The sequence below is a fragment of the Campylobacter sp. BCW_6871 genome (assembly GCF_001762325.1).
Lineage (GTDB): Bacteria > Campylobacterota > Campylobacteria > Campylobacterales > Campylobacteraceae > Campylobacter_D > Campylobacter_D jejuni.
Map to the genome: position 1 here is coordinate 25,590 of NZ_MJWQ01000018.1, position 23,578 is coordinate 49,167.

The 23,578-nt window shown below is 29.1% G+C and carries 25 protein-coding genes and 2 pseudogenes; 11 read left to right on the plus strand and 16 right to left on the minus strand.

The annotated features are described in order from the left end of the window. Nucleotides 1-331: 331 nt before the first annotated feature. The 4 genes and pseudogenes from AJ930_RS10455 to AJ930_RS01370 form a co-directional block, all read left to right on the plus strand. Nucleotides 332-862, plus strand: a pseudogene (locus tag AJ930_RS10455) (hypothetical protein); the annotation flags it as partial. Between the two features lie 39 nt (nt 863-901). Then, nucleotides 902-1,371: pseudogene (locus AJ930_RS01360) on the plus strand (ShlB/FhaC/HecB family hemolysin secretion/activation protein); the annotation flags it as partial. A 73-nt stretch (nt 1,372-1,444) separates the two neighbouring features. Next, the gene (gene cmoB, locus AJ930_RS01365) at nt 1,445-2,335 is read left to right on the plus strand and encodes a tRNA 5-methoxyuridine(34)/uridine 5-oxyacetic acid(34) synthase CmoB (RefSeq protein ID WP_083263143.1); all 891 of its coding nucleotides are present in this window, start codon (nt 1,445-1,447) and stop codon (nt 2,333-2,335) included. Nucleotides 2,336-2,406: 71 nt separating this feature from the next. Further along, entirely contained in the window at nt 2,407-2,985 is a 579-nt protein-coding gene (locus AJ930_RS01370) for a hypothetical protein (protein WP_002873190.1), read from the plus strand. On the opposite strand, the gene AJ930_RS01375 is transcribed toward AJ930_RS01370, so the two are convergent. Continuing rightward, on the minus strand, nt 2,986-3,159 hold the full coding sequence (locus AJ930_RS01375) for a hypothetical protein (protein WP_070242956.1): 174 nt from the start codon (nt 3,157-3,159) through the stop codon (nt 2,986-2,988). It abuts the gene before it with no gap. Between the two features lie 8 nt (nt 3,160-3,167). Beyond that, the gene (locus AJ930_RS01380) at nt 3,168-3,695 is read right to left on the minus strand and encodes a thermonuclease family protein (protein ID WP_002861717.1); all 528 of its coding nucleotides are present in this window, start codon (nt 3,693-3,695) and stop codon (nt 3,168-3,170) included. A gap of 67 nt (nt 3,696-3,762) precedes the next feature. On the opposite strand from AJ930_RS01380, the gene AJ930_RS01385 reads away from it, so the two are divergent. After that, on the plus strand, nt 3,763-5,031 hold the full coding sequence (locus AJ930_RS01385) for a M20/M25/M40 family metallo-hydrolase (RefSeq protein ID WP_002861718.1): 1,269 nt from the start codon (nt 3,763-3,765) through the stop codon (nt 5,029-5,031). Here the strand turns inward: AJ930_RS01385 and AJ930_RS01390 are convergent. Beyond that, nucleotides 5,014-6,261 (minus strand): MFS transporter, encoded by a 1,248-nt coding sequence (locus tag AJ930_RS01390; RefSeq protein WP_002861719.1) that lies wholly within the window; start codon nt 6,259-6,261, stop codon nt 5,014-5,016. The genes AJ930_RS01385 and AJ930_RS01390 overlap by 18 nt on opposite strands. Nucleotides 6,262-6,301: 40 nt before the next feature. Beyond that, the gene (locus tag AJ930_RS01395) at nt 6,302-7,141 is read right to left on the minus strand and encodes a cysteine ABC transporter substrate-binding protein (RefSeq protein ID WP_044779506.1); all 840 of its coding nucleotides are present in this window, start codon (nt 7,139-7,141) and stop codon (nt 6,302-6,304) included. 220 nt (nt 7,142-7,361) lie between these two features. On the opposite strand from AJ930_RS01395, the gene jlpA reads away from it, so the two are divergent. After that, the gene (gene jlpA / locus AJ930_RS01400; protein WP_070242955.1) at nt 7,362-8,480 is read left to right on the plus strand and encodes a lipoprotein adhesin JlpA; all 1,119 of its coding nucleotides are present in this window, start codon (nt 7,362-7,364) and stop codon (nt 8,478-8,480) included. A gap of 32 nt (nt 8,481-8,512) precedes the next feature. Here the strand turns inward: jlpA and AJ930_RS01405 are convergent, their stop codons facing one another. Next, nucleotides 8,513-9,700, minus strand: a complete 1,188-nt coding sequence (locus AJ930_RS01405; protein WP_070242954.1) for a phosphoethanolamine transferase — start codon at nt 9,698-9,700, stop codon at nt 8,513-8,515. An 89-nt stretch (nt 9,701-9,789) separates the two neighbouring features. Further along, complete coding sequence (locus tag AJ930_RS01410; protein ID WP_002861723.1) at nt 9,790-10,134, minus strand: hypothetical protein; 345 nt, start codon at nt 10,132-10,134, stop codon at nt 9,790-9,792. Nucleotides 10,135-10,258: 124 nt separating this feature from the next. Here AJ930_RS01410 and AJ930_RS01415 point away from each other — a divergent pair, with 124 nt between their 5' ends. Then, complete coding sequence (locus AJ930_RS01415; protein WP_052857692.1) at nt 10,259-10,999, plus strand: YaaA family protein; 741 nt, start codon at nt 10,259-10,261, stop codon at nt 10,997-10,999. A gap of 3 nt (nt 11,000-11,002) precedes the next feature. On the opposite strand, the gene AJ930_RS01420 is transcribed toward AJ930_RS01415, so the two are convergent. Both AJ930_RS01420 and AJ930_RS01425 read right to left on the minus strand, forming a co-directional pair. Then, nucleotides 11,003-12,154, minus strand: coding sequence for a M20 aminoacylase family protein (locus AJ930_RS01420; protein WP_044779510.1), 1,152 nt, complete (start codon nt 12,152-12,154; stop codon nt 11,003-11,005). A 1-nt stretch (nt 12,155) separates the two neighbouring features. Further along, nucleotides 12,156-13,376: an MFS transporter gene (locus tag AJ930_RS01425; RefSeq protein ID WP_002861726.1), complete on the minus strand. Its 1,221-nt coding sequence runs from the start codon at nt 13,374-13,376 to the stop codon at nt 12,156-12,158. A gap of 232 nt (nt 13,377-13,608) precedes the next feature. Here AJ930_RS01425 and AJ930_RS01435 point away from each other — a divergent pair, with 232 nt between their 5' ends. Then, a complete protein-coding gene (locus AJ930_RS01435; protein WP_002853356.1) occupies nt 13,609-13,815 on the plus strand; it encodes a membrane protein in 207 nt (68 codons plus the stop codon). A 2-nt stretch (nt 13,816-13,817) separates the two neighbouring features. Here AJ930_RS01435 and AJ930_RS01440 read toward each other — a convergent pair whose 3' ends face one another. Genes AJ930_RS01440 through hemB form a run of 6 tightly spaced genes read right to left on the minus strand, consistent with a single transcriptional unit; the run spans nt 13,818 to nt 19,573 of the window. After that, nucleotides 13,818-14,579 carry a DUF5416 family protein gene (locus AJ930_RS01440; protein WP_083263144.1) on the minus strand — a complete coding sequence of 254 codons (762 nt, stop codon included), beginning with the start codon at nt 14,577-14,579 and terminating at the stop codon, nt 13,818-13,820. After that, nucleotides 14,576-15,841 carry a (Fe-S)-binding protein gene (locus tag AJ930_RS01445; protein WP_070233096.1) on the minus strand — a complete coding sequence of 422 codons (1,266 nt, stop codon included), beginning with the start codon at nt 15,839-15,841 and terminating at the stop codon, nt 14,576-14,578. The genes AJ930_RS01440 and AJ930_RS01445 overlap by 4 nt, the downstream gene beginning before the upstream one ends. Nucleotide 15,842: 1 nt before the next feature. Continuing rightward, nucleotides 15,843-17,198, minus strand: a complete 1,356-nt coding sequence (hemN, locus tag AJ930_RS01450; RefSeq protein WP_002861729.1) for an oxygen-independent coproporphyrinogen III oxidase — start codon at nt 17,196-17,198, stop codon at nt 15,843-15,845. Next, nucleotides 17,185-17,676 carry a DUF2603 domain-containing protein gene (locus tag AJ930_RS01455; RefSeq protein WP_044779214.1) on the minus strand — a complete coding sequence of 164 codons (492 nt, stop codon included), beginning with the start codon at nt 17,674-17,676 and terminating at the stop codon, nt 17,185-17,187. The genes hemN and AJ930_RS01455 overlap by 14 nt, the downstream gene beginning before the upstream one ends. Beyond that, on the minus strand, nt 17,673-18,593 hold the full coding sequence (gene argF, locus AJ930_RS01460) for an ornithine carbamoyltransferase (RefSeq protein ID WP_004305704.1): 921 nt from the start codon (nt 18,591-18,593) through the stop codon (nt 17,673-17,675). Before argF ends, AJ930_RS01455 begins: the two co-directional genes overlap by 4 nt. Then, nucleotides 18,590-19,573, minus strand: a complete 984-nt coding sequence (gene hemB, locus AJ930_RS01465; protein WP_044779212.1) for a porphobilinogen synthase — start codon at nt 19,571-19,573, stop codon at nt 18,590-18,592. The genes argF and hemB overlap by 4 nt, the downstream gene beginning before the upstream one ends. Nucleotides 19,574-19,630: 57 nt before the next feature. Between hemB and ribA the strand changes: the two genes are divergently transcribed. Both ribA and rsmG read left to right on the plus strand, forming a co-directional pair. Continuing rightward, entirely contained in the window at nt 19,631-20,191 is a 561-nt protein-coding gene (ribA, locus tag AJ930_RS01470; protein WP_053872889.1) for a GTP cyclohydrolase II, read from the plus strand. Next, nucleotides 20,192-20,758, plus strand: a complete 567-nt coding sequence (gene rsmG / locus AJ930_RS01475) for a 16S rRNA (guanine(527)-N(7))-methyltransferase RsmG (protein WP_004305702.1) — start codon at nt 20,192-20,194, stop codon at nt 20,756-20,758. Nucleotides 20,759-20,773: 15 nt separating this feature from the next. Here the strand turns inward: rsmG and AJ930_RS01480 are convergent, their stop codons facing one another. Both AJ930_RS01480 and AJ930_RS01485 read right to left on the minus strand, forming a co-directional pair. Further along, complete coding sequence (locus tag AJ930_RS01480) at nt 20,774-21,346, minus strand: hypothetical protein (protein ID WP_002861734.1); 573 nt, start codon at nt 21,344-21,346, stop codon at nt 20,774-20,776. A gap of 92 nt (nt 21,347-21,438) precedes the next feature. After that, on the minus strand, nt 21,439-22,536 hold the full coding sequence (locus AJ930_RS01485; RefSeq protein WP_044779211.1) for a YeiH family protein: 1,098 nt from the start codon (nt 22,534-22,536) through the stop codon (nt 21,439-21,441). Between the two features lie 112 nt (nt 22,537-22,648). Here AJ930_RS01485 and AJ930_RS01490 point away from each other — a divergent pair, with 112 nt between their 5' ends. Further along, entirely contained in the window at nt 22,649-23,530 is an 882-nt protein-coding gene (locus tag AJ930_RS01490) for a LysR family transcriptional regulator (RefSeq protein ID WP_002932884.1), read from the plus strand. Nucleotides 23,531-23,578 lie beyond the last annotated feature (48 nt).

A 23,578-nucleotide genomic window follows, 5' to 3' on the forward strand; every position in this document is an offset into this window, starting at 1 on the left:
AAATATTTTACATTTAAAAAACATTAGATTATACAACGGAAATTCTTTGATATCGCTTTTTAGCTTATATTAAAAAATTCTGTCCAATATTAATTTAATAAAGCTTTTTAATAATATTAAATATATATTATAAAAAAATAAAATTAAAAAATAGCTTTTTATTATTAATATTATTTAAATATTTTATTTATAATTAATATACTTAAGAATATTATAATTACGCTTTCTTTTGATAATATTTACAGATATTGTTAAATAGTTAAAATATAATAATCAATATTTAAGGATATCTATGCCAGCCATTAAGCTTTTTAACTTCACGGGGAGGGGTATAGAGAAATTTTGTTTTAAACTTTCTATTGTTACCTTCTTAAGCATCAATGCTTTTAGTCACTCAAGCAAATACTACAGACAATCGAAATTTAAATATTCCAGAGTATTATTTTAATGATAACAAACTTTATAATAAAACCAATTCTACTTATAAAAACCCCAAGGTATAAATTATTATTCTAAGAGTTCTAAACATGATATTAACAATATTACTTTAATTTATAACAATACTAAAGTAAATATTATAAATATAAACGATTTAAATTTTAAACATTATTTACTTGCTTCTGATATGAGAGAAGATAAAGTTCTTTCTTTTAATAGTGTCAATACAGCTAATCATAGTAATAAAAACAGTTAAAGCACTTCCTTTTTTAATCATAGCAAAAACCGATTATGCTAATGCAAGTTATAATAAACTTATATTAGAACAAGGAGAACTTAGTTCAGTTTTTTATCTTAAACCTAAAGATACTCATATAAAAATCTTAGCAATTCTAAAAGCAATCAACGCATGAATTTCTTAATGAGATATAGAAACAAGCAAAGTAGATGGAGTAGAATTTGAAAATTTGCTAAACTTAATGTCAATCTTAACAATGCTTATTTCTTTAATGATACCTTTACTCATCTTTTTAGCTTAAATTATCAACAAGTTATTAATGAATCTATTTATACTAGATAATAGTAAAACTATATCTTTAGTAGGTCCTTATGGAGTAAGGGTTTATAATAATGAAGATAGAGATAATGCTGTAGTGGCTAGCTTTGGACTTAGAATGGCTACTCCTTTGAAAGATTTTTATATCACTCCTTTTTATGATATAGGTTATTCTTGGTGTGAGAATGTTTCTAAACTATATAGAGCAAGTGAAACAAACTATATGGATGCCTATGATTTGCAACTGCTTTATAATAAAACAGGAAATTTTTATGTTAAGCTTGATTTAGCTAAAGCTTTGTAAAAATGATGATTATAGTTCTAAAGCTTATGTGAGTTTTGGGAAGTATTTTGAATTTTTAAAAATTTATTTTTGATCAAATATTTAATACATATGAGATTTATATTGCCATAAAAGCTTTTAATGTTATAATTTAGCATTAAAAGCAAATGTCAAGGATAAAAATGCAAGAAAATTTACTCGAAAAACAATTTCTAAATCACCCTTTATACGCTAAAATTCAAGAACTTAAAGCTCTCAATCTTGCTTGTAATTTTTCTTTAGATGATAGTGTAAATTTATCTACAAATTCTCAAGCCAAAGATGAAATCCTAGCTATAACAAAAGAACTTAAACCATGGAGAAAAGGTCCTTTTAAAATAGACGATCTTTTCATCGATACAGAATGGCAAAGTTTTATTAAATTTAATATTTTAAAGCCTTTTATGAACGAAATTTCTCAAAAATGCGTTGCTGATATAGGCTGTAATAATGGTTATTATATGTTTAAAATGCTTGAATTTAATCCTGCAAAACTCATAGGTTTTGATCCTTCTATCAAATACCGTTTGCAATTTGAACTCATTAACGCTTTAGCTAAAACTCCTATAGAATACGAACTTTTAGGCATAGAAGATCTTCCAAGCTATGGCTTGAAATTTGATGTGATTTTCTGTCTTGGGGTGATTTATCATAGAAGTGATCCTATAAAAATGCTAAAAGATTTAAAAGCAGGACTTAATAAAAATGGAGTTGTTTTTTTAGATACCATGTATATAGAAGATGAGAGAGAAATCGCTCTTGTGCCTAATAAAACTTATTCTAAAATTCCAAATATTTATTTTGTACCAAGCATTAGTGCATTAAAAAACTGGTGTGAAAGAGCAGGATTTAAAGAATTTGAAGTTTTGGCTACAAAAAAAACCGATGAAAACGAACAAAGAAAAACAGAATGGATAGACTCTTTTTCGCTGGAAAATTTCTTAGATCCAAAGGATAAAAATCTTACCATTGAAGGCTATGAAGCACCCAAAAGAGTTTATGTGCGTATTGGGATATAAATTCTTTTTACTTTTTGTCGATCTAGGCTTTAGATATTTTGAAGTAGATAAGTAGAATTTAAAGGTTAGATATGGCAAAAAAAGATAATTTTGAAGAATATGCACAACTTGAAGAATACGCATCTGCAGAAGATATATCTCGTGTTAGAGCAGAATTACTCACTTGTCCTGAATTAAACACTTCGCTTGCTGGAACCATTATAGAAATTGATAAAAACTATGCCAAATCAATTTTAATAACCACAAGCGAAATGGTAGCAGATGATCAAGGATTGATTTTTGATGCCTTTATTTTCGCTGCGGCAAACTATGTAGCACAAGCCTCTATCAATAAAGAATTTTCAGTGATTATTGGATCAAAATGTTTTTTTTATGCTCCGCTTAAATTAGGCGATGTTTTAGAACTTGAAGCTCATGCACTTTTTGACGAAACCTCCAAAAAAAGAGATGTAAAAGTGGTCGGGCATGTTAAAGAAATTAAAATGTTTGAAGGAACGATACAAGTTGTTAGCACTGATGAGCATATATTTAAACTCAAGCGTCCGCCACTTAATACTGTTAAACCTACAGAAAATCAAGAACAAGGTGCCAAAATCAACAATCCAGAAGCCGTAGCAGCTGCATTAATGGCCTCTGTGGGTGGAAAATAATCAAGGAGTCATTTTAATATCCACCCAATTCTTTGGGCAAACCTTATGATAAGTTCCACTTCCATCATAATATTCTTTGCAATCATCATAAAAACGATTTGAAATTCCTCTTTCATTTACAAAACATCCAGAAATTCCTAAAACTAATAGTATCATTAAAATATATTTTTTCATGTTTTTCCTTAGAATTTATTGTGTTTTCTCCATTTATAAGGCTCTATAGGATTACCCTCTTTCCAAAGACCTAAATGATTTTTCTTAGCATTTTCTTGTTCTTTAATATAAGCGTTACTATAGTAAGTATCAGCCCAAGCATAGCCTTTGCTTACTAAAAATCGATTAATATCAACATTATTAAGCTTTACAATAGCAACAATTCTACCATAAGTATCTTTATTTTTATAAATAATTTCAACTTGTTTACCGCTTAAAATTCTACTTAAAGCTTCTTTTGATTGCTTTCCAAAACTTTGTTTAAGTTCTGGTGCATCTATACCAAAAAATCTTATTCTAGCGAGTTTGTTTTCATGATTAACTTCTATAGTATCTCCATCAATAATTCTAACTACTTTTCCTTCAAAACTAGAATTTTGGGCAATATAATTCTGGATAAAAACAACTACAAGAGTAAAAATTAATACAGAAAAAAGTTTTTTTGGATCACTTAGTAATTTTCTTAAATTAAATAATTTTTTATAATTTATTCTCATTTTTTAATCATTTTGCCTTTAAATTTTAAAAAATATGCCATAATTTTATCAAAACAAAGGAGATAAAATGCAAAATGTTATAGAAAATTTTAAACAATTATGTAAAATTCCTCATTGCAGTTATGAAACAGAACAAATGAAAGAATTTTTAAGCTCTTATGCTAAAGATAAAGGCTTTAAGGTGAGTGTAGATAAGGCAGGAAATATCCATGCCATAAAAGGCAAACCAAAAATTTGCTTACAAAGCCATTATGATATGGTCTGTATGGGCGATGCACCAAACTTAGAAGTTTATGAAGAAAATGGCTTTTTAAGAGCCAAAAATTCAAGTCTTGGCGCGGATAATGGTATAGGTATAGCCATCATGATGAGCGCTATGGCTGAATTTGAAAATTTAGAGTGTCTTTTTACAAACGATGAAGAAGTAGGACTCATGGGGGTGAATTCACTCGAGCACACTTTAGAATCTAAAATGCTTTTAAATTTAGATCATGAAAGCGATGATGAGATCATGATAGGCTGTGCAGGTGGAGTAGATATAGAAGCTAGCTTGCCTTTTAATACCCTTAGAAAAAAGGGTAAAATTTATGAGCTTTGCGCGCAAAATTTTAAAGGTGGACACTCAGGTATAAATATCGTACGCAACGAAAAAAGCTCCATCAAAGAAATGGCTAAATTCATACAAGAAAATAAAGGAGAAATCATTTCTTTTGAAGGTGGAGAAAGAATCAATTCTATACCTAAACACGCCAAAGCTTTAGTGCATTTTAAAAATGAAGTAAAGAGCAATAACTGGATAAAATGCGATTTTAAAGAAGAAGGTGAATTTGAAATTTGCGATCAAAGTAACAAACTTTTAAGCCTTATAAATTCTTTTACTCATGGAGTTAGAGCTTATGATGAAAATCTAGGTATAGTTCAAACAAGCATTAACCTAGCTACTTTAAGAATGCAAGATAAACAAATCAAATTCGCACTTTTTGCAAGATCTAATATACTTGATGGACTTAAGCAAGTAGAATTTGAAACTTTAGAATTTTTCAAGGCTTTTGATTTTAAAGTAAGAAGTTTTAATTTCTATCCACCTTGGGAAGGCAAACCAAACGCACTTAGCGACATGGTTTTTAAAGCGCTTAAAAAAGTATCGCCTAATGCCAAAGTTTCAGCTATCCATGCAGGGCTTGAGTGTGGCATTATAGAGAAAAAACAAGAGCTTTTATGCGCTTCTATAGGTCCAAATATCCATAATCCTCATTCAACTGATGAGCATTGCGAAATCGCTTCAGTTGAAAAAATATCTAAGGTTGTTTTTGAAGTTTTAAAAGACAATGCTTAATTCTTTAATCTTGCTTCTTGCAAAAACGCGTTTTAACAAAAACACGCAAAATAAGGAGCAAGATCCGACTATAGCAAGATAAATACCTAAATACTCTTTATAAAAAGCATTAACTACAAAAGGGGTTAAAAAACCTAAAATCGCATAAGAAATATTATAAGCAAAACTAAGCCCACTAAATTTAAGTTCGCTTTTAAAAATTTGTGTCATAAAAACAGGTGCGAAAGTGATAATACCTTGTGTAAAACAAGCCAGTAAAAAATAAAATAAAAATTTCTCATCATAAAAACTAAAAAGCATACCAAAGATAATAAAAGCTATACTAAAAATAGAACAAATCCTATAGCTTCCCCATTTGCTTGCTAAAAAACCTTGAAATAAAGCTCCAAAAATCACCGCTAAAATAGCAAAATTTTGTACCCATAAAGCAGAAGTTTTACTCATAGCTAAAAGACTTTCAAAATACTTAGGCAAAATCATTAAAGTTGCCACACCGCTTGTTAAAACCATGGTCATTAAAAAACAAACAAGCATGCTCATTTTATGAGTTTTTAAAGCTTCAAACAATGGAAAACTTAAAATTTTCTTTTCATTTTGAACTTTTACAAATTCTGGAGTTTCACTGAGTTTATTTCTTAAAAACAAAGCTAAAATTCCAAAAAATCCTCCTATGATAAAAGGAATTCTCCAAGCATAGCTTTGAACTTCTTCTGGGGTAAAATAAGATCTTATGCCTAAAGTGGCAATATTTCCTAGCAATAAACCTATGGTTAAAGTCGCTGAAATAAAACCAAGAGCTAAAGGAATTTGACGCCCTTTGACAAATTCGCTCACATAAATCCAAGCTCCGCTCACCTCAGTTCCAACGGCTAAACCTTGCAAAATACGAATAGTAAATAAAATCAAAGTAGCAAATATACCTATACTTTCATAACTTGGCAAAAAAGCTAAAGCAAAACTAGGCAAAACCATCAAAAGCATAGAAATATAAAAAATATTCTTTCTTCCATATCTATCAGCAAAATGTGCCATCACAATAGAACCAAAAGGACGCGCTAAATAAGCAGCACCAAAGGCTATATAAGCATTTATCTGCATCCAAAAAGCATCATTTTGCGGAAAGAATACCTTAGCAAAAATATCCAAAAAAAAGGCAAAAAGCACAAAATCATAAAATTCCAAAATTCCACCCAAAGAAGCATAAATAATATTTTTGTATTTTTTTTGCATATTTTATCCTAAATCAATATAAAGGGCAAAAAGCCCTTTGTTAAATTTTTCCACCTTCAATCACTACATCATCAGCCTTAACATCATCTCCAAAATGAGCTTTTAAAGTTTCATCATAAGCCTTGTGAAAAAACTGCTCTTGGCCTAGTTTAATGATCAAGTTATCGATAAATTCTTTAAGTTCTTTATCACCTTTTTTAACTGCTGGTGCGATAACATCTTTGTTGCCTAACTCTTTGATAGCCATTTTAAAATCAGGATGATCTTTCACCCAAGCAAAAAGCAAGGTATTATCATGACTTAAAGCATCGCCTCTTTTATCCATCAAAGCGGCAAAAGTTTCGGTATTTTGATCGTATTTTAAAGTTTTAATATTAGGATAATTTTGCGTAAAATACGCATCCGCTGTTGTGCCTTTGTTTAAAAGTAAAGTTTTATCTTTTAAATCTTCTACGCTAGTTATATTACTATCCTTTGGCACAGCTACGCCTAAAGCTACCTTCATATAAGGCAAGCAAAAATCAACCTGTTCAGATCTTTCTGGAGTTTGAGTAAAATTAGCCAAAATAATATCTACTTTATTTGATTTTAAAAACTCAACCCTATTTGCAGCTTCAACAAGAACAAATTGCACCTTATTTTCATCGCCAAAAAGTTCTTTTGCTATGCGTTTAGCTAAAGCTATATCATAGCCTTGATTGTTTCCTTTTTCATCCACATAACCAAAAGGTGGTTTATCGCCAAATACCCCAATCCTAATAACTCCATTTTGCTTGATCTTATCAAGAGAATTTAAAGTTTTAGAGTCAGAATTTCCTCCACAAGCAGCCAATACTACTGCAACAAAGGCCGTTAAAACACTTAGAAGTATTTTTTTCATACATTTCCTTTCTTTAAAAATAAGCTTAAAGCTATTGCAAAAATATATAATAATTGCAAAGTTAATTATACTTAAAATTATAAATAATGCATTTGAAACAAACTAAAAAGATTTTCCTATGTGTAAAAATGTAATTAATCTCACACTCTCTTTTAGCATTGTTTAAATTTTAAGTAAAAAAAGATATAATCTTTGTTTTAAAATTTTTAAGGAGAAAACTATGAAAAAAGGTATTTTTCTCTCTATTGGAATAGCTGTTTTGTTTTCAGCTTGCGGAAATTCCATAGATGAAAAAACAGTTAAAAAATATGAAAATCAACTAAATCAAACAGTTAAACAAGAAATTGCAAACCTTTCTCAGGATTCTGGAATAAAGATTGAATTTTCTGATTTTAAATGCAATGCAGATGGTGATTTTATAGCGTGTTTAAGTTCAAATTTCAAAACTCTTGCAAAAGATAACAACGATGAGTATCAAGAACTATTTCAAGCAAAAAATATCAAAATTCGCTCAAATGAAATTTACAAAGGCGAAGCAAATACATCAATTAACATTAAAGAATATTACAACGATCTTTTTAAAAACCAAAAAAGCATACAATCAAATTTGGTTTTTGAAGATTTTAAACTTGGAGAAAAAGTTGTTAGTGACATCAATGCAAGCTTATTTCAACAAGATCCAAAAATCAGCTCTTTTATCAATAAATTAAGCTCGGATTCTTATACTTTATCATTTGATAACTCCATAAACAAACAAGAAAACAATTATCTAGATAATCTTAATATAAAATTTTATAACGCAAAATTAAATTTCAATACAAATCTAAATATAAATCTAAAAGAAGATTTTCTTAATTACCTTGATTCTAAGGGTATAAAATTTAACACTCAAACTTTAGCTATGGATGAACAAGCTATCAATGAACTTCTTAATATAGCAAACTACGAACAAGCTTCAGATTTTAGCAATACAATCCAAAAATACATCATCTTAAATAATTTTAAAATTGATTCAACTCTTAAAACCGAAGGCGTATTTAGTAGCTATATAGCAACTGCTAAGGAAAATTTACAAACCTTAAAAGCTCAAAGTCAAAATGAAGAACAAGCATTAATCTTTGATAAAGCTTTAGCTATTTTAAACAATATCACTCAAAATGATGATTATAAACTCAACCTTGATTTAAAATTTAAAAACATCCCTGTTAGTGACTATAGCACACAAGGAATCGACAGCATAGAAAAACTAAGCATCAACAATCAAGACGCCACAGAAGCGTTAAAAATTATACTTCCATTTATCATGTTTTCCATGTTAATGGGCGGAGCGTCATTTTAATCTTTAAGAGGAAATATTCCTCTTAAAGCCAATTATTCTTTATCAAAATATTCAAATTTTGCCTTATCTTTATCTCTTAAAACTTTAATATAACCAGCATTTCCAGAAATATCGACACCATTAATGTAAAACACATTAGGCTCTTCTAAAGAATTATGAATATCATACCCCATTTCCTTAGCTAATAATTTAGCAAGCTCATAATGAGTTGGCAATTTGTTTTGTTTTAGATAAGTTATAAAATCATCATTTTTAACATTAAAAGTGGTGGCAAAAATAGGAATATTAGCCACATTTGCACTTAAAAAAGAATGTCCATATTCAGCATGTCCATCTCTTCCTAATTCTCCCATAGCTTCTGCATGATCAGGTATAAAAATTACATAGGTTGGAATGCCACTTTTTTGACTTAATTCTTTAAAAACTTCAAATACACTAGAAATAAAATAATCGTTAAAAATCATAGCATTATCATAAGTATTTTCACGAGTCATTGGTTTAAAAACATCTGCTTTTTGATACGCTCTATAGCCTCTTTGATAAGGAGAGTGTGCATTTCTTTGATGCAGTATAACAAAATTTTTCCCATTTAAAAATTTATATTGATTTTCTTTTAATTTTTCTAAAACCAACAAATCACCCAACTGTTTGTGTTCAAAATAATAATTTTCTCTTGTAAAAAATTCATCTAAATTTTCAGAACTTATATCACTAAGTTCACTAATGGTTTGTGAACTATAATAAAAAGTTTTAAATCCTGCTTTCTTGGCTAAATATACAAGATGTGTTTTCTCATTTAAAATATGCTTAATATTGTCTGGTTTATAAGCAATATTTAATAAGCTTGGTACAGCCACGCGAGTCAAAACAGCACTTGAAATTGCTCTTTTTGCCACAAAATTTTTATCATTTTTTGCCCATTCACTAAGCAAAGGATTTGTATTTCTTTCATAGCCTAAAAGTCCTATACGATTTGCATTAGTGCTTTCACCTAAAATTAAAACAACATTACGATCTGCTACGTTTTTATAATCATAAGTGTATTCAGGATAATCTGGTATAGGCGCTTGAGGCATGCGTAAATATAAGAAAAAATAACCGCTAAAAGTTCTTAAAGTGTTATATAAAGAAATACTATCATTTTTGGGAGAAAAATTAACAAGCCTATCGGTTTTATAAACTGCCTTATAAGGCAAGATACTTAAAGCAAAAATCGCCAAAACTGTGGCAATAAAATTAGTTCTTCTTGAAATTTTAAAATAAAAAATACTTAAAATAACATAAGTAAGAACTATTATAACTATATGAATTAAGCCTTTAAATAATACCCCCCCCCCGCTAAAGCCGTTTTAGCCACTTCTCCAAATTCAATAAACATTAAATGCAAAGAAAAGATATTTAAGGGTTTATTAAAATAATATAAATGCGAAAATTGGATACACTCCATCAGGGCAAAAAGTCCAAAGACGCAAACTATAAAAATCCTAGGACGTACCAAAGGAAAAATTAAAGCTGCCGCACCTAAAGCTAAAACACTATTCAACTCAAAACGAAATATATAGTCATTATAGAGTGAAAATAAAAATCCAGGTAAAATAAAAGCTATAAAAGTTATAGCTGCTAAAAAAAGATAACTTCTAAAAAAGATTTTCATATATTCCTTTCATTAAAAAGTTCAAAAATTTAGATTATAGCTAAATAATAATAAATTTTAATTAAGCCAAAATTTACAAGCTTTTAGCTACCTTTATTAAAAAATAAATGTTTAAGGAAAAATCTTGAAAATACTTTTCTCCCCTAGTGAAAGCAAAAATGCAAATTGCGTAAAAAATCCCATCAATGAAAACTCATTTATATTTAAAGAATTATTTCCTTATAGAATGGAAGCTTTAAAGCATTATGAAGAATTTATCAAAAACGCAAGTTTACAGAATTTACAAGAACTTTTTGGCATTAAAAACGAAAATGAAATTGATAAATTTAAACACGACTTAAAACAAGCTCCCACCCAAGAAGCTATAATGCTTTACACTGGGGTAAGTTATGAATATCTTAATTTTAAAGCCTTAGATAAAAAAAGCCAAGCTTATATTTTAGAAAACACACTTATATTTTCTAATCTTTTTGGCGTTGTAAGAGCTAATGATACCCTACCCTTTTATAAATTCAAGCAAGGGGCTAAAATAGGAAATTTTACCATAGAGAAATTTTATAAAGAACATTTTAGTAAAGCCTTAGATGAGTACTTAGAAAATGAAGAAATACTTGATCTTAGAGCGGGATTTTATGATAAATTCTACACCCCAAAAAAGAAATTTTATACTTATAAATTTGTAAAAAATGGTAAAGTCATCAGTCATTTTGCTAAAGCTTATAGGGGAATTTTACTCTCCATAAGTGCAAAAAACCAAGTAAAAAACAATAAAGAGCTTTTAGCAAACCTTCCTTCAAACCTAAAACTCAAAGAAATTCAAATCAAAGGTTTAAAGGAAGAAATTGTGCTTGAAATTCTAGATTAGTTTTTATTTTAAGTATTTTAAAGCTAGCTTCGCATAATAACTTGCAGCCCTAGCTAAAAGCTTATCATTAAAAACATAACTAGAATTATGTAAATAAATGTCGTTTTCATTTTCTAAAAAAGCATAGGCACATTTTTTCATTTCGCAAAAAAATCCAAAATCCTCACTTGCCATTAAAGGACGATGATTAAATTCACAATTTTTTTCGCCAAATAATTCTTTTGCAACCTCACTAGCAAAATCCACAGCTTCATCGTTGTTCATAGTCACTGGTGCAACAACATTTTTATTGATTTTAATCTCTATATCATTAGCCTGTGCAATACCTTTACAAATTTTATAAATTTTTTCTTCAGTTAGTTTTCTAGTTTCATTATCTAATGCTCTAACACTCATTTTAATCGTTGCAATATCTGGAATGATATTAAAAGCATGCCCTGCATTAAAAGCTCCTATGCTTATAACTGCTGAATTTTGAGGATCAACATTGCGAGATACTATACTTTGCAAAGCCACCACAAGTAAAGAAGCAGCATAAATAGGATCTTTTGCCTTTTCTGGAGCACTTCCATGACCACCTCTTCCAATAACTTCAATGCTATAACTATCCGAAGAAGCCATCATCGCACCTTTTTTAAGATAAAATTTCTTATCGCTACCAAAAGGCATATTGTGCCATCCAAAAACATAATCACTATCAAATTTTTCAAACAATCCATCTTCTATCATTGCCTTAGCACCACCCAAACCCTCTTCAGCAGGTTGAAAATAAAGATTTAGAGTGCCATTAAAATTCTGATTTGCTAAATACTTTGCAGCAAGCAATAAAGAAGTAGTATGTCCATCATGACCGCAAGCATGCATTACATTTTCTTTTTTGCTTTTATAAGGCAAATTTGTGCATTCTTGTAAAGGCAAAGCATCCATATCTGCACGAAGTCCTATTTTTTTATCGTTATTTCCCTTTTTTAAAACCCCCACAACACCTGTTTTTCCTATTTCTTCATAAACCTCATAACCAAATTCTTTTAATTTTTGCGCCACTAATTTTGCAGTACATAATTCATCAAAACCAAGCTCAGGATTTTCATGAATTTGATGACGAATTTTTTCAAATTCGCCTTGTAAGTCTAGTATTTCTGGAATTAAATTCATTCTATTTTTCTCCTTGTATAAAATTTTCTCTTCTAGGTAAAACAAATTGTGCTAAGATCGCTGAAATAAAAATCAAAGCAAAAATATAAACAAAACCCAAAGTAAAACTATGGGTTTTATCAACACTCCAAGATACTACCCATAGGTTAAATGATAGTATAACAAAGGTAATACTCCAAAAAGCACTCATAATATAAGCAGTTTGATTTGGATTAGAATTTTTTAATTCTGAAGGTAGATTAAAGAAAAATGGAAACCACATAGAATAAAAAATGCCTGATAACACAGCAAAAATCTGTATCAATACTAAATTTTGTAAAAACAACATACAAAATCCGCATATAAAAATACACGCTCCTCCAGACAATAGCATTATTTTAAAAGAAATATTTTTTCTTTTAAAAAATAATCCAAGATAAGGACCAAAAATAATAGCAAAATTAGCCAAGGCTGGAATTTCTTTTTTAGCAAAATCAGCTAATTCTTTACTAAAACCCGCATATTGCGCATAAAAAGTTGGTAAAAAAGTAAAAAGAGAATTTAAAAATAAAATAGGCCCTATGTAAAAAATAATCATACCCCAAGTAACACGAGATTTTAGAGCATAAATAAGATCTTTTGCATTATTCTTTTTTTCTTCTTTTTTATTCTCATCTTTACCTACAAAAAGCCACAAAATCAATAAAATCAAATTAATCCAAGCATAAAATGATAAAGAATCTCTCCAATTTCCAAAATAATTTGAGATACTTTCAGCTAAAACAAGTCCTAGGGTAATGCCTACCAAATTTGAAGTCATATTAAAACTAATTACAAAATGTAAAGCTTTTTTTTCAAACCATTGTTGTGCAATAGGCACTAAACAAACTAAAGCACAAGCTGAACCAAGCCCTGTTAAAAATCTTATAATCAAAATACCACTATAACTATCTACAAAACTTAAAAAGATACCCGAACTCATTAAAATACAGCCTAAAAAATATCCCTTTTTTAATCCGAATTTATAAACCAAAAAAGCAGTAAATGAAGCACCAAAAATTTTCGCAACTACTATCATACTAGTGATTAAAGTAGCTTGCTGAGTATTTAGAGCAAGATCATTTGAAATCAAGGGCATTAAAGACCCTGTTGCTGCCCAAGAGATACTAAAAACAGCATAAACACTAAAAATAATAAATTCAACCCCAATGCGTCTAAAATGAAATAAAAGTGATTTTTCCATATTAAAATCCTTTTTGGATATTTATTAAAATATAACATAAAAAAATGAGATATTTATTATCTTTGATTATTTTTTTAATTTAATTATTTTTTTATATATTTTTTTGTTACTTTTTGAAAATTTATATATAAGTTTAAAGATAAAAAAACTAAAATACAAAATAAAAACCCATAAAAGTTTTTTGAAGTATTTAAATGATATATTTCAAAATCTAGTTTTAAAAAGGAAAAATATGGAATTTTTAGCATTTATTTTTTTGATTATTATATTTTTATTTGTAGTCTTTATCATCGTTACTCGCTATGAAAAAAAGATAAAATTACTCAACCAAAACATACAAAATATGAAAGAAGATATAGCCGATCTTAAAGAAACAACTCAAAAAAATCGCTCTTTAATTGAAAAAAATCGCTCTAATATAGAAAATATAATAAAATAAAACTAAGAAAGATTTGCGACAAGTTTATAGTGCTTTTTCTGATTTATCATTAAAGTAAAAATTTTTTCACTTGAATTTTCGCTTTTATTTTTATAAATCATGCTTTTTAAAAACGGAAAAAGCATCGTACTAGAAGTTTTACCTTGTAAAATAATATGCATAGAACCTTTTAAAATTCCATACTTATAGCTCATACCGCTTGGAAATATATCAAGATTAAAACTTAAACTATCTTCATTACTATCATAATTTAAAATTTCAATTTTAACAAAGCTAATTTCTTGATCTTCTTGAGATAAATTTTTAAAAATTTCAAGTTTTTCATGTTTTTTGATAACAACAACTTCTTGCTTGCTTTCTTTAAAATCAGAAAGAAAATTTTCATTTTTAAAAATTCTTGAAAAAAATTTTAAATTTTTAAATTGCATACTTATTTGTTTTGTGTTTTCATGTATTATTTTTTCAGATTTTAAGATGTCATGTTTTATATTATCTTCTTGGTTTTGATTATCTTTGTTTGATTTCATGTCAAAATCTTCAACGATAATCATATCTTCACTATTACAAATATTAAAATGTTTTACAATTTCTTCAAAAGTAAAACTGTCATCACTAAATTCCAAAAGCTCTATATTTGAAGTGATAAAATCAACACCATCTCGTTCTTCAATCTTATCTTTAATCACAAAAGCATCAACACAAAAGCACGATCTTTGAATTTCATATTCAGAACTTTTGCCTTTAAATACTATCTTCATCATCACAAAGCTTTTGCTATAAGCTCTAAAGAACTAGCAAAAACAACCTTACTTGAATTTTGTTCTAATGCATTTGAAATTTGCATTCTACAAGCTGAACACTCGGCACTTACCACACTAGCCTTACTTTCATCGATCATTTGTGCTTTTTTAAGCCCTACACTTAAGGCTTTATCATAATAATCCGTTTGCATACTCACCCCGCCAAAACCGCAACAAGTATTAGAATTACTCATTTCCACAAAATGATAATTTGTTTTTAAAAGTTCTCTTGGCTCTTTAAAAACCCCTTGCATTTTTCTTGCATGGCAAGGATCGTGATAAGTAATGCTATAATTAAATTTATTTTTTGTTTTTAAAATTTCTTCCAAAGAAGTAAATTTATAAAAATACTCGCTAGCCATATATATCTTAGATGACACACATTTTGCGCGTTTTGCCCAGTCTAAATCATTTTGCATTATAAAAAAATGTTCATAATCTATCTTTAACATAGCCGAACAAGTGGCCTCAGGAACTATAATAGCATCTAATTTTTCTAATTTTTTTTCAAAATACTCAATATTTTTTTTAGCCAAAACTTCAACACTTTTAAAATCACCCGTAAAAAATTGCGGCGCTCCACAACACACTTGTTCTTTCATCAAATCCACATTGATTTTTAATTCCCTAGTGATTTTAAGCACTGCATTAGCCGTATCTATGTAAAAATAATTCGCCAAACAACCTACAAAAAAACCTATTGTTTTTTCTCCATCATTATTGATAAATTTTGGATTAGAATTTAAGAAACTTTTTTTATTAAAACTTGTAAGTAATCTTCCCTTTTTAACAAAAGGCATGGAAAATCTTGCCTTCATACCTGTATTTTCATTCTCATTTTGAATTTTAAACGCACAACTTTGAAACACATAGCCAAGCTTAGCTACCAAATCTAAAATTGTGCGTCTTCTTAAAAAGAAAAAAATAAGTTTTTTATACCAAGCTATACCAAATTTTTTAGCTATGTCATAACGAACTTCTTCTATGGCATTATCTACTCTTAATTTACTTGGACACACTTCAACACAATTGGTACATAAAAAACAAGATTCAAAAACTTTCTTAGCTTCTTTATCAAGTTCTAGAATTCCCTCTTTATAAGCAGATAAAAGATCTAAAAATCCTCTTGGACTGGTAATTTCATCGCGATTTTCTTCATGTATAGTACAAACAGGTATACATTTGCCACATTTAACACAAGCATCACTTATTTGACTAAATTTCATCTTACACCGTTTTTGAGAATACTTTTTTATCTTCACTAATGTTTTTCATATAAGCATCAAAACACATAGCAATATTTCTTATAAGCAAAACACCTGTTTCATTGACTTTGATAAAATTTTCATCAAAATTAATAAAATCTTTGTATTCTTCTAAAGCTTTTAAATCCTCTTTAAAATACTCCTGAAAATCAATGCAAAATTCTTTTTCTATTGACTTGATATCAAGCTTAAAATTTGCCATTAACTCCATAATCACTGCTTTTCTAAGCTCATCATCATCGCTTAAAGCTACGCCTCTTTCAAAAGGCAAAACTCCTCTATCTAATGCAGCCTCATAACTTGACATATCTTTAAAATTTTGCGCATAATGTCTTTGTCCTTCGCCTATACTTGTAAGCCCAACACCGACTAAATCAGCACCACCTTTAGTAGTATAACCTTGGAAATTTCTATGTAAAGTTCCATTTTCTAAAGCTTTAAAAAGCTCATCATTTTCTTTTGCAAAATGATCCATACCTATCATTTTATAGCCGTTTTTACTCAAAAAATTCTCACAAAATTCTAAAATTTCAAGTTTAACATCAGGACTTGGCAAGGTATTTTCATCAAATTTTCTCATATTTTTCTTAAGCCAAGGCACATGAGCGTAATTAAAAATCGCCAAACGATCAGGATTTAAAAGCATAACTTTTTCTAAAGTTTGTGTAAAGCTTTGTAAATTTTGATAAGGCAAACCATAAATTAAATCCATATTTACAGACTTTATGCCTTTACTTCTTACAAGATTTAAAGCATTTTGTGTTAATTCAAAAGGCTGGATGCGATGAATTTCTTTTTGAACTTTTTCATCAAAATCCTGCACTCCAAAGCTGATACGATTAAAGCCATTTTGTGTTAAAACTGTGGCTTGTTCGTCATTTAAAAAACGCGGATCGATCTCACAGCTAATCTCTGCATCTTTAGAAAAATTTCTAAAAATAGATCTGATTTTTAAAATCAAATTTTGAAGTTGTTTAGCACTAAAAAAAGTTGGAGTTCCGCCCCCAAAGTGCATTTGCACCACTTCTCTTTTAGTATCTAAAATAGTACTTAAAATATCAAGCTCTTTAAAAATATAAGTTAAATATCTTTCTTTACTCTCTTCTTTGGCTGTATAAATAACATTGCAACCACAAAAATAACAGGCACTCCTACAAAATGGTAAATGAAAATAAAGCGATAAAGATCTATCTTGCTTTTTTAAAATTTCTATATATTCTTCGTATTTGAAATTTGCATTAAACTCTACTGCTGTAGGATAAGAAGTGTAGCGTGGTCCTGCTTTAGAGTATTTTACAAAAGCTTTATAATCTCTCATTTTGGTTTACCCTTTCTATCATCGCTTGCATATCTACAAATAAATTTGGATGCTTTTGTTTGATTTTAGAAATTAATTTTTCAAGATCAATACTAACTTCCATGGTGCCATTTTGCGCCTTTTGCTTGATCTCATCCATAGCAACCGTCCAAACATCGTTAAAATCTACAGGAATTTGTTGATAAATCGCCTTTTCTAAACGCAATTCAAAATTCTCTTTTTGACTTTGTTTTAAACTTTCAAGTATATTCTTAAGACTTTGTAAAGAAAGCAAAGTGTGAATTTCATCGTTTTCATCAATCACAAACCAAGGCTCAGGAGAATCAAAACTTCCATTTTCAAGAACTAAACATTTTTCGTTTTCATTCTCGCTTTGCTTCATTTTAAAAATCGTTCTATCTTTTTTCTTTATTCCTAGATTTTGACTAAATTCATCAATGCGTTTTAAGCAAATGCTATACTTTTCTAGCTCTTTCATTCTCTTCCTCTCTGATTATCCAAAAAGCAAAGCAAGGCTTTTACCACATAAAGGCGATTTCTTGCTTCTTCAAAAATCACATCTGCATGTTTTTCAAAAATTTCTTCACTCACTTCATAACCCCTATAAGCAGGCAAACAATGAAGCAATATCGCGTCTTTATTGGCAACGCTCATAGCCTTCTCATCGATTATAAATCCTTCAAATTCTTTAATCTTGCGTTCTTTTTCATTCTCTTCACCCATAGAAACCCAAGTATCGGTGATGACTACATCTTTATCCTTTAAGGCTTCAAATTTATCATGACTTAAGGAAATTTTGGCTCCTGAAATCAAAGCCTGTTTCATAGCAAATTCCCAAATTTCAGGGCTAATTTTATAGTTTTTTGGTATAGCTATACTAAATTCAAAGCCCAAAATCGCAGCCGCAATAAGCCAAGAATTGCACATATTGTTACTATCTCCGATAAAAGCAACTTTTGCTATACCATTTTGCATCTTATTCCATTCTTTGATAGTAAGCAAATCTCCTAAAACCTGAGTAGGGTGATAAAGCTCGCTTAAAGCATTGATCACAGGGGCTTTAGAATATCTTGCAAATTCGAGTAAAGTTTCATGTTTATTGACTCTCATCATCACAAAATCAACCATCGCCCCTATCACCCTAGCTGTATCCTTTACAGGCTCGCCACGACTAAGTTGTAAATCATTGCTATTTAAAAATAAAGCCTTTCCGCCAAGCTCTGTTATGGCTAATTCAAAAGCCATTCTTGTTCTTGTAGAATTTTTCTCAAAAATCATTGCTAAAGTTTTATCTTGTAAAAGTTTTTTAGGCTCTTTTTTAAGCTCGCTAGCATGATTTACAAGGCTTAAAATTTCCTCCTTAGAAAAATCTCTTAAAGTTAAAAAATGTTTCATTTTTCTCCTTTTAACATTTTAGCTAATTCTTTGGCATGATAAGTGATGATAAGCTTTGCCCCTGCTCTTTTAAAAGCTATCATAGTTTCATATAAGATTTTTTCATAATCAATCACTCCCGCATTTTTAGCTGCCTTTAGCATAGCATATTCTCCGCTTACATTATAAACACACAAAGGCAAGTTAGAATAAAGGGATATTTCTTTAATTACATCAAGATAAGCAAGAGCGGGTTTTACCATTAAAATATCAGCTCCTTGTGCTTCATCTTCTAAGCTTTCTTCTAAAGCTTCTTTACCATTAGCAAAATCCATTTGATAGCTTTTTCTATCTCCATAACTTGGAGCTGACTCTGCTACATCTCGAAATGGCCCATAATAACTTGATGCAAATTTAGTAGAATACGCCATTATAGGCAAATTTTCAAAACCTTCCTTATCTAAAGCTTTACGCAAAGTAGTGATAATACCATCCATCATTCCACTAGGTGCTATCATATCTACCCCTGCTCTTGCGTGAACTAAGGCTTGTTTGGCTGAAATTTCTAAAGTGGCATCATTATCCACGCTTTTTGTTTTTGGATCGATAATCCCACAATGCCCGTGATCTGTATACTCACAAAAACAAAGATCGCTAATTACAAAAAGATCTGGAAAATTTTTCTTAATCTCTCTTATGCTTCTTGCAACAAGCCCTTCATCATCTAAAGCATCGCTTCCGCAACTATCTTTTTTCTCATTTTCTAAAACGCCAAAAAGTATAATAGCTTTAATACCTAAGTTGACTACATTTTGACACTCTTTTAAAATTTCATCTAAACTCATTTGAAACACATCGGGCATAGAAGAAATTTCTTTTTTTATCCCCGTTCCACTAACCACAAAAAGCGGATAAATCAAATCATTCACGCTTAAAGAATTTTCCCTTACCATAGATCTTAAGTTTTCATTAAGCCTTAATCTTCTAAATCTTTTAAACATTTTTTTGTCCTTTTTTTGCTAAAATCTTAACATAAATTTGATTATAGAGAGTAGTAAATGAAAATAAAAATTTCAGAAATTGCGAATTTACCTAGCAAATGGGGAAATTTCCAAATACAAAGTTTTAAAGAAAATGATAAAGAACATTTATGTATATTTAAAAATACTCCAAAAGACACACTCAATCTAAGAATTCATTCAGAGTGCTTAACAGGAGATGCTTTAGGAAGTTTAAAATGTGATTGTGGAGAACAGCTTGAATTTTCGTTAAAATATATAGACAAAAATGGCGGAATGGTGATTTATCTTAGACAAGAAGGAAGAGGTATAGGACTTTTTAACAAGGTTAATGCTTATGCTTTACAAGATAAAGGTTTTGATACGATTAAAGCAAATCATCAGCTTGGCTTTAAAGCCGATGAGAGAACTTATGAAATTGTAGAATTTATACTCAAACACTATGAAATTTCTAAGGTTAATTTACTCACAAATAATCCCGAGAAACTAGAGTCCATTAAGGAAAAAATCATCACACGCATACCGATTTTAATAGAACCTAACCGTTTTAATGTAGAATATTTAAACATAAAACAAACTCAAATGGGACATCTTAAATAAATGATTTTTAAAGATTATGATTTTTTACAACACTACGATTTAAAAAACTTTAAAGAAAAGGTAAAAATTTATAAAGAATTATTATCTAAATTTAACCGCATTCACAATCTTACTCATTTAAAAAATATAGATGAAAATATCTTTGATAGTATTAAAATTTTAGATTTTTATGATTTTTCTAAAGCAAAAAATATTGCCGATATAGGAAGTGGTGCAGGATTTCCAGCTGTATTTTTAGCCTTTTTACTGCAAAGCAATTTTCATCTTTTCGAACCCAATCCCAAAAAAGCTGCCTTTTTGCGGACACTAAAAATAGAATGCGAACTTTCAAATTTACATATTTACAAAGAAAAAGTTCAAGAGTGTAAAAATACCTTTAAAGCCGATATCATCACTTCAAGAGCCTTAATGGATGTCAAGCCTTTGCTTGAAATTTGCAAAAATCTAAAAGATGAAAATACAATTTTTATTTTATGGAAAGGCAGTGAAATTTATCAAGAACTTGAAAATATAAAAAATTATGAAATTTTTGAAAATAATTTAAGAAAATACTGTATTTTAAAGTAGCCCTAAGGCTACTTTTTATTCTGCTAAATCAGCATTAAAACTGATATCAACCAAAGGCCAAGAGATTCCACCATGTCCTGGAGCAGCATCACTTAATGCTTTTAATGCTTTAGAACCATTTTTAAAAGTATGCAAATCAAGCTGCCCTTTAGCTTCAAATTTATTATCTTTGATAGTATAAGTTAAAGGTACAATAGTACTTTTTTTATCCATGGTAATTTTTGCTGAAATAACGCCTTTGTTTTCACCTACAATCACATCTTGGAAAACAACTTTAATATCTGCATTTCCCAATAAAGCAGGAAAAAACACTTTTGTGATATTATTGGTTATAACATCATTGCCTTCACCCATAAAAGCATTACTTGGCTTTATAGTAGCTTTAGCTCCTTTAAGATAACTTGCAAAATCCTTTGTATTTTTAGAAAATTTATATTCTACATTCTTAAATTCACCTTCTACTCCTACCATATCCTTAGTTTTATACCCTTCAAAAGATATTTTTAAACTATCTTCTTTAAAAGATACGGCACTTAAAGCAGATGCTAATAAACAAGAACTTAAAATACTTAAAACAATTTTTTTCATTTTAACTCCTTCAAAATGAGATTTTATTAAACAAAAACAATTATATTATCACTTGATTAATAAAAATAAATTTTTTCAAAAAATAATTGTTATTACCAAAGTATATCTTTAAAAGTTAAAGTTAAAAAATATCCTCCAAAAATCAAAACAAGCCCTAAAACAAAAGCCAAACCAAATACTCTAGAGCCACTCTTTAAAAATTTTTTAAAGTCAATTTGTAAACCTAAAGCTGCCATAGCAAAAACAATACATAAAGTACAAAGTGTTTTACCTAAAGAAATAATATCACTCGTAGCAATACCTAAAATATTTTCTTTACTTGCTAGATAAGTATTTAAAACTATCATACCTAAAAATGCAAAAGCAAAATAAGGGATAGTGATACTTTTTGCAGTTTTTCCACTGCTTGAATGCTGATTTTTAGCAAAAAAATAAGTCACTATAAGCAAAAAAGGCACAAGTAAAATCACTCTCATCATTTTTATAATCACTGCAACATTAGAAGCACCTTGCTCAAATCCTGCCATATCTTTTGCCATTTCAGCGGCACCTGCAACATTTGCCACTTCATGCAAAGTAGCCCCCATAAAAACCCCCATAGCATTTTGATCAAAAAAAGGAAAAAGATTTAAAGAAAAAGCTATAGGATACAAAAACATAAACACAAGTCCAAAAATCACCACCGTACCTACAGCTAAAATTCCTTTAAAAGGATCACTTTTTAAACTTGACTCCAACGCTAAAACTGCTGCCGCACCGCAAATCGCACTTCCGGCTCCAACAAGCATAGAAGTTTCTTTATCGAGTTTAAAAATTTTCATCCCTACAAATAAAGCAATAATAAAAACAAAAAATATCACTATAGCAGAAAGTAAAAACCCTTTCAACCCTACACTTAAAAGCTCAGTTAAAGTAATATTAAAACCATATAAAACAATACCGAGTCTTAAAAGCTTTTTTGCACTAAAATGCACTCCAGCTTGAAAATGATGTTGGTATTTAAAAAACCAAGGAGAGAGCAACACTCCTATGATGATAGCAAAAGCAGTCGCTGCCAAATGAGTAGTATCTTTGATACTTTGAACACTAGAAAAATACATAGCAAAAATCACTATACAAGCAGTAAAAAGCAAACCCTTAAAATTTGAACGCACTATAGCCATGCTATGTGCTAAAAAACTTGTTTTCATTTATTTTCCTTTTTCTAAATTTTGTGTTATTATATTTTTTTTATTAAAATTATAAAAATATATTATTTTAATTTTTATAATAATTTTTTTTTATTAAATAAAGGAATCACTCATGAAAATCAAAGATATGGAAATATTTTTAGATCTTTTAAACACTCAAAGTCCAACTCATACAGCCAACAATTTTTCCATAACTCAACCTAATGTTTCAATAGTAATTAAAAATTTAGAAAATAAATTTGATGGCATTTTATTTGAAAGACTTGGAAAAAAACTCTTACCTACACCAAAAGCTTTAGAACTAGGAAAAAATTGGTTAAAAATTATACAAGCCTACTACCAAAGCTTAGAAAAATTAAACGACGAAAGCATGCTCTTAGGGGAAATAAAAATAGCCTCAACTCAAAGCATTTCTGAACATTTTTTAGCTCCTATTTTATTTGATTTTAAAGCAGAATTTAAAAACATAGAAATTCACTCTCAAACGCAGAATTCAAAAGAATGTTTAAATTTGCTAAAAAACGGAAATATAGAATTTGCAATCATTGAAGCAGAACTTGATCCAGCTTTAGTGGAGTATGAAAATTTAGAAATAAATTTTTGGCAAGATGATGAACTTATAGTAGCCACAAGTGATAAAAAACTCAATGAAAAAGAATTTTATATCGATGAACTTTTAGAACAAAAGTGGATTTTAAGAGAAGTAGGCTCAGGCTTAAGGGATAAATTTTTAAATGAAATTGGTGCAAGCTCAAAAAAGCTTAATATTTTTCTTGAGCTTGATAGAATGGCTGCGATTAAAGAACTTGTTTTACAAAAAAAAGCAATCTCTATTTTTTCCAAAAAAAGCATAGAAAAAGAATTAAAAAATTCAACACTTTATGAAATCAAGTTAAAAAATATCAACCTAAAGCGTAAATTTTATACCTTAAAAAGAAAAAATTATAATTTTAACAGAGCTTTAGAAAAATTTGAAAAAATATTTAAATCATAAGCATAATAACCGATTTATATAGAAAGTTAAGCAATTTTTAGATAAAAT

Bases quoted from the DNA above. Each gene is read 5' to 3' on its own strand.
- AJ930_RS01370 (WP_002873190.1), top strand. From the start codon at position 2,407: ATGGCAAAAAAAGATAATTTTGAAGAATATGCACAACTTGAAGAATAC.
- AJ930_RS01490 (WP_002932884.1), top strand. From the start codon at position 22,649: ATGAAAATCAAAGATATGGAAATATTTTTAGATCTTTTAAACACTCAA.
- AJ930_RS01425 (WP_002861726.1), bottom strand. From the start codon at position 13,376: ATGGAAAAATCACTTTTATTTCATTTTAGACGCATTGGGGTTGAATTT.
- AJ930_RS01435 (WP_002853356.1), top strand. From the start codon at position 13,609: ATGGAATTTTTAGCATTTATTTTTTTGATTATTATATTTTTATTTGTA.
- AJ930_RS01420 (WP_044779510.1), bottom strand. From the start codon at position 12,154: ATGAATTTAATTCCAGAAATACTAGACTTACAAGGCGAATTTGAAAAA.
- AJ930_RS01380 (WP_002861717.1), bottom strand. From the start codon at position 3,695: ATGAGAATAAATTATAAAAAATTATTTAATTTAAGAAAATTACTAAGT.
- AJ930_RS01485 (WP_044779211.1), bottom strand. From the start codon at position 22,536: ATGAAAACAAGTTTTTTAGCACATAGCATGGCTATAGTGCGTTCAAAT.
- argF (WP_004305704.1), bottom strand. From the start codon at position 18,593: ATGAAACATTTTTTAACTTTAAGAGATTTTTCTAAGGAGGAAATTTTA.
- AJ930_RS01375 (WP_070242956.1), bottom strand. From the start codon at position 3,159: ATGAAAAAATATATTTTAATGATACTATTAGTTTTAGGAATTTCTGGA.
- AJ930_RS01445 (WP_070233096.1), bottom strand. From the start codon at position 15,841: ATGAAATTTAGTCAAATAAGTGATGCTTGTGTTAAATGTGGCAAATGT.
- cmoB (WP_083263143.1), top strand. From the start codon at position 1,445: ATGTCAAGGATAAAAATGCAAGAAAATTTACTCGAAAAACAATTTCTA.
- AJ930_RS01410 (WP_002861723.1), bottom strand. From the start codon at position 10,134: ATGAAAATCTTTTTTAGAAGTTATCTTTTTTTAGCAGCTATAACTTTT.
- hemN (WP_002861729.1), bottom strand. From the start codon at position 17,198: ATGAGAGATTATAAAGCTTTTGTAAAATACTCTAAAGCAGGACCACGC.
- ribA (WP_053872889.1), top strand. From the start codon at position 19,631: ATGAAAATAAAAATTTCAGAAATTGCGAATTTACCTAGCAAATGGGGA.
- jlpA (WP_070242955.1), top strand. From the start codon at position 7,362: ATGAAAAAAGGTATTTTTCTCTCTATTGGAATAGCTGTTTTGTTTTCA.
- hemB (WP_044779212.1), bottom strand. From the start codon at position 19,573: ATGTTTAAAAGATTTAGAAGATTAAGGCTTAATGAAAACTTAAGATCT.
- AJ930_RS01395 (WP_044779506.1), bottom strand. From the start codon at position 7,141: ATGAAAAAAATACTTCTAAGTGTTTTAACGGCCTTTGTTGCAGTAGTA.
- AJ930_RS01385 (WP_002861718.1), top strand. From the start codon at position 3,763: ATGCAAAATGTTATAGAAAATTTTAAACAATTATGTAAAATTCCTCAT.
- rsmG (WP_004305702.1), top strand. From the start codon at position 20,192: ATGATTTTTAAAGATTATGATTTTTTACAACACTACGATTTAAAAAAC.
- AJ930_RS01480 (WP_002861734.1), bottom strand. From the start codon at position 21,346: ATGAAAAAAATTGTTTTAAGTATTTTAAGTTCTTGTTTATTAGCATCT.
- AJ930_RS01455 (WP_044779214.1), bottom strand. From the start codon at position 17,676: ATGAAAGAGCTAGAAAAGTATAGCATTTGCTTAAAACGCATTGATGAA.
- AJ930_RS01390 (WP_002861719.1), bottom strand. From the start codon at position 6,261: ATGCAAAAAAAATACAAAAATATTATTTATGCTTCTTTGGGTGGAATT.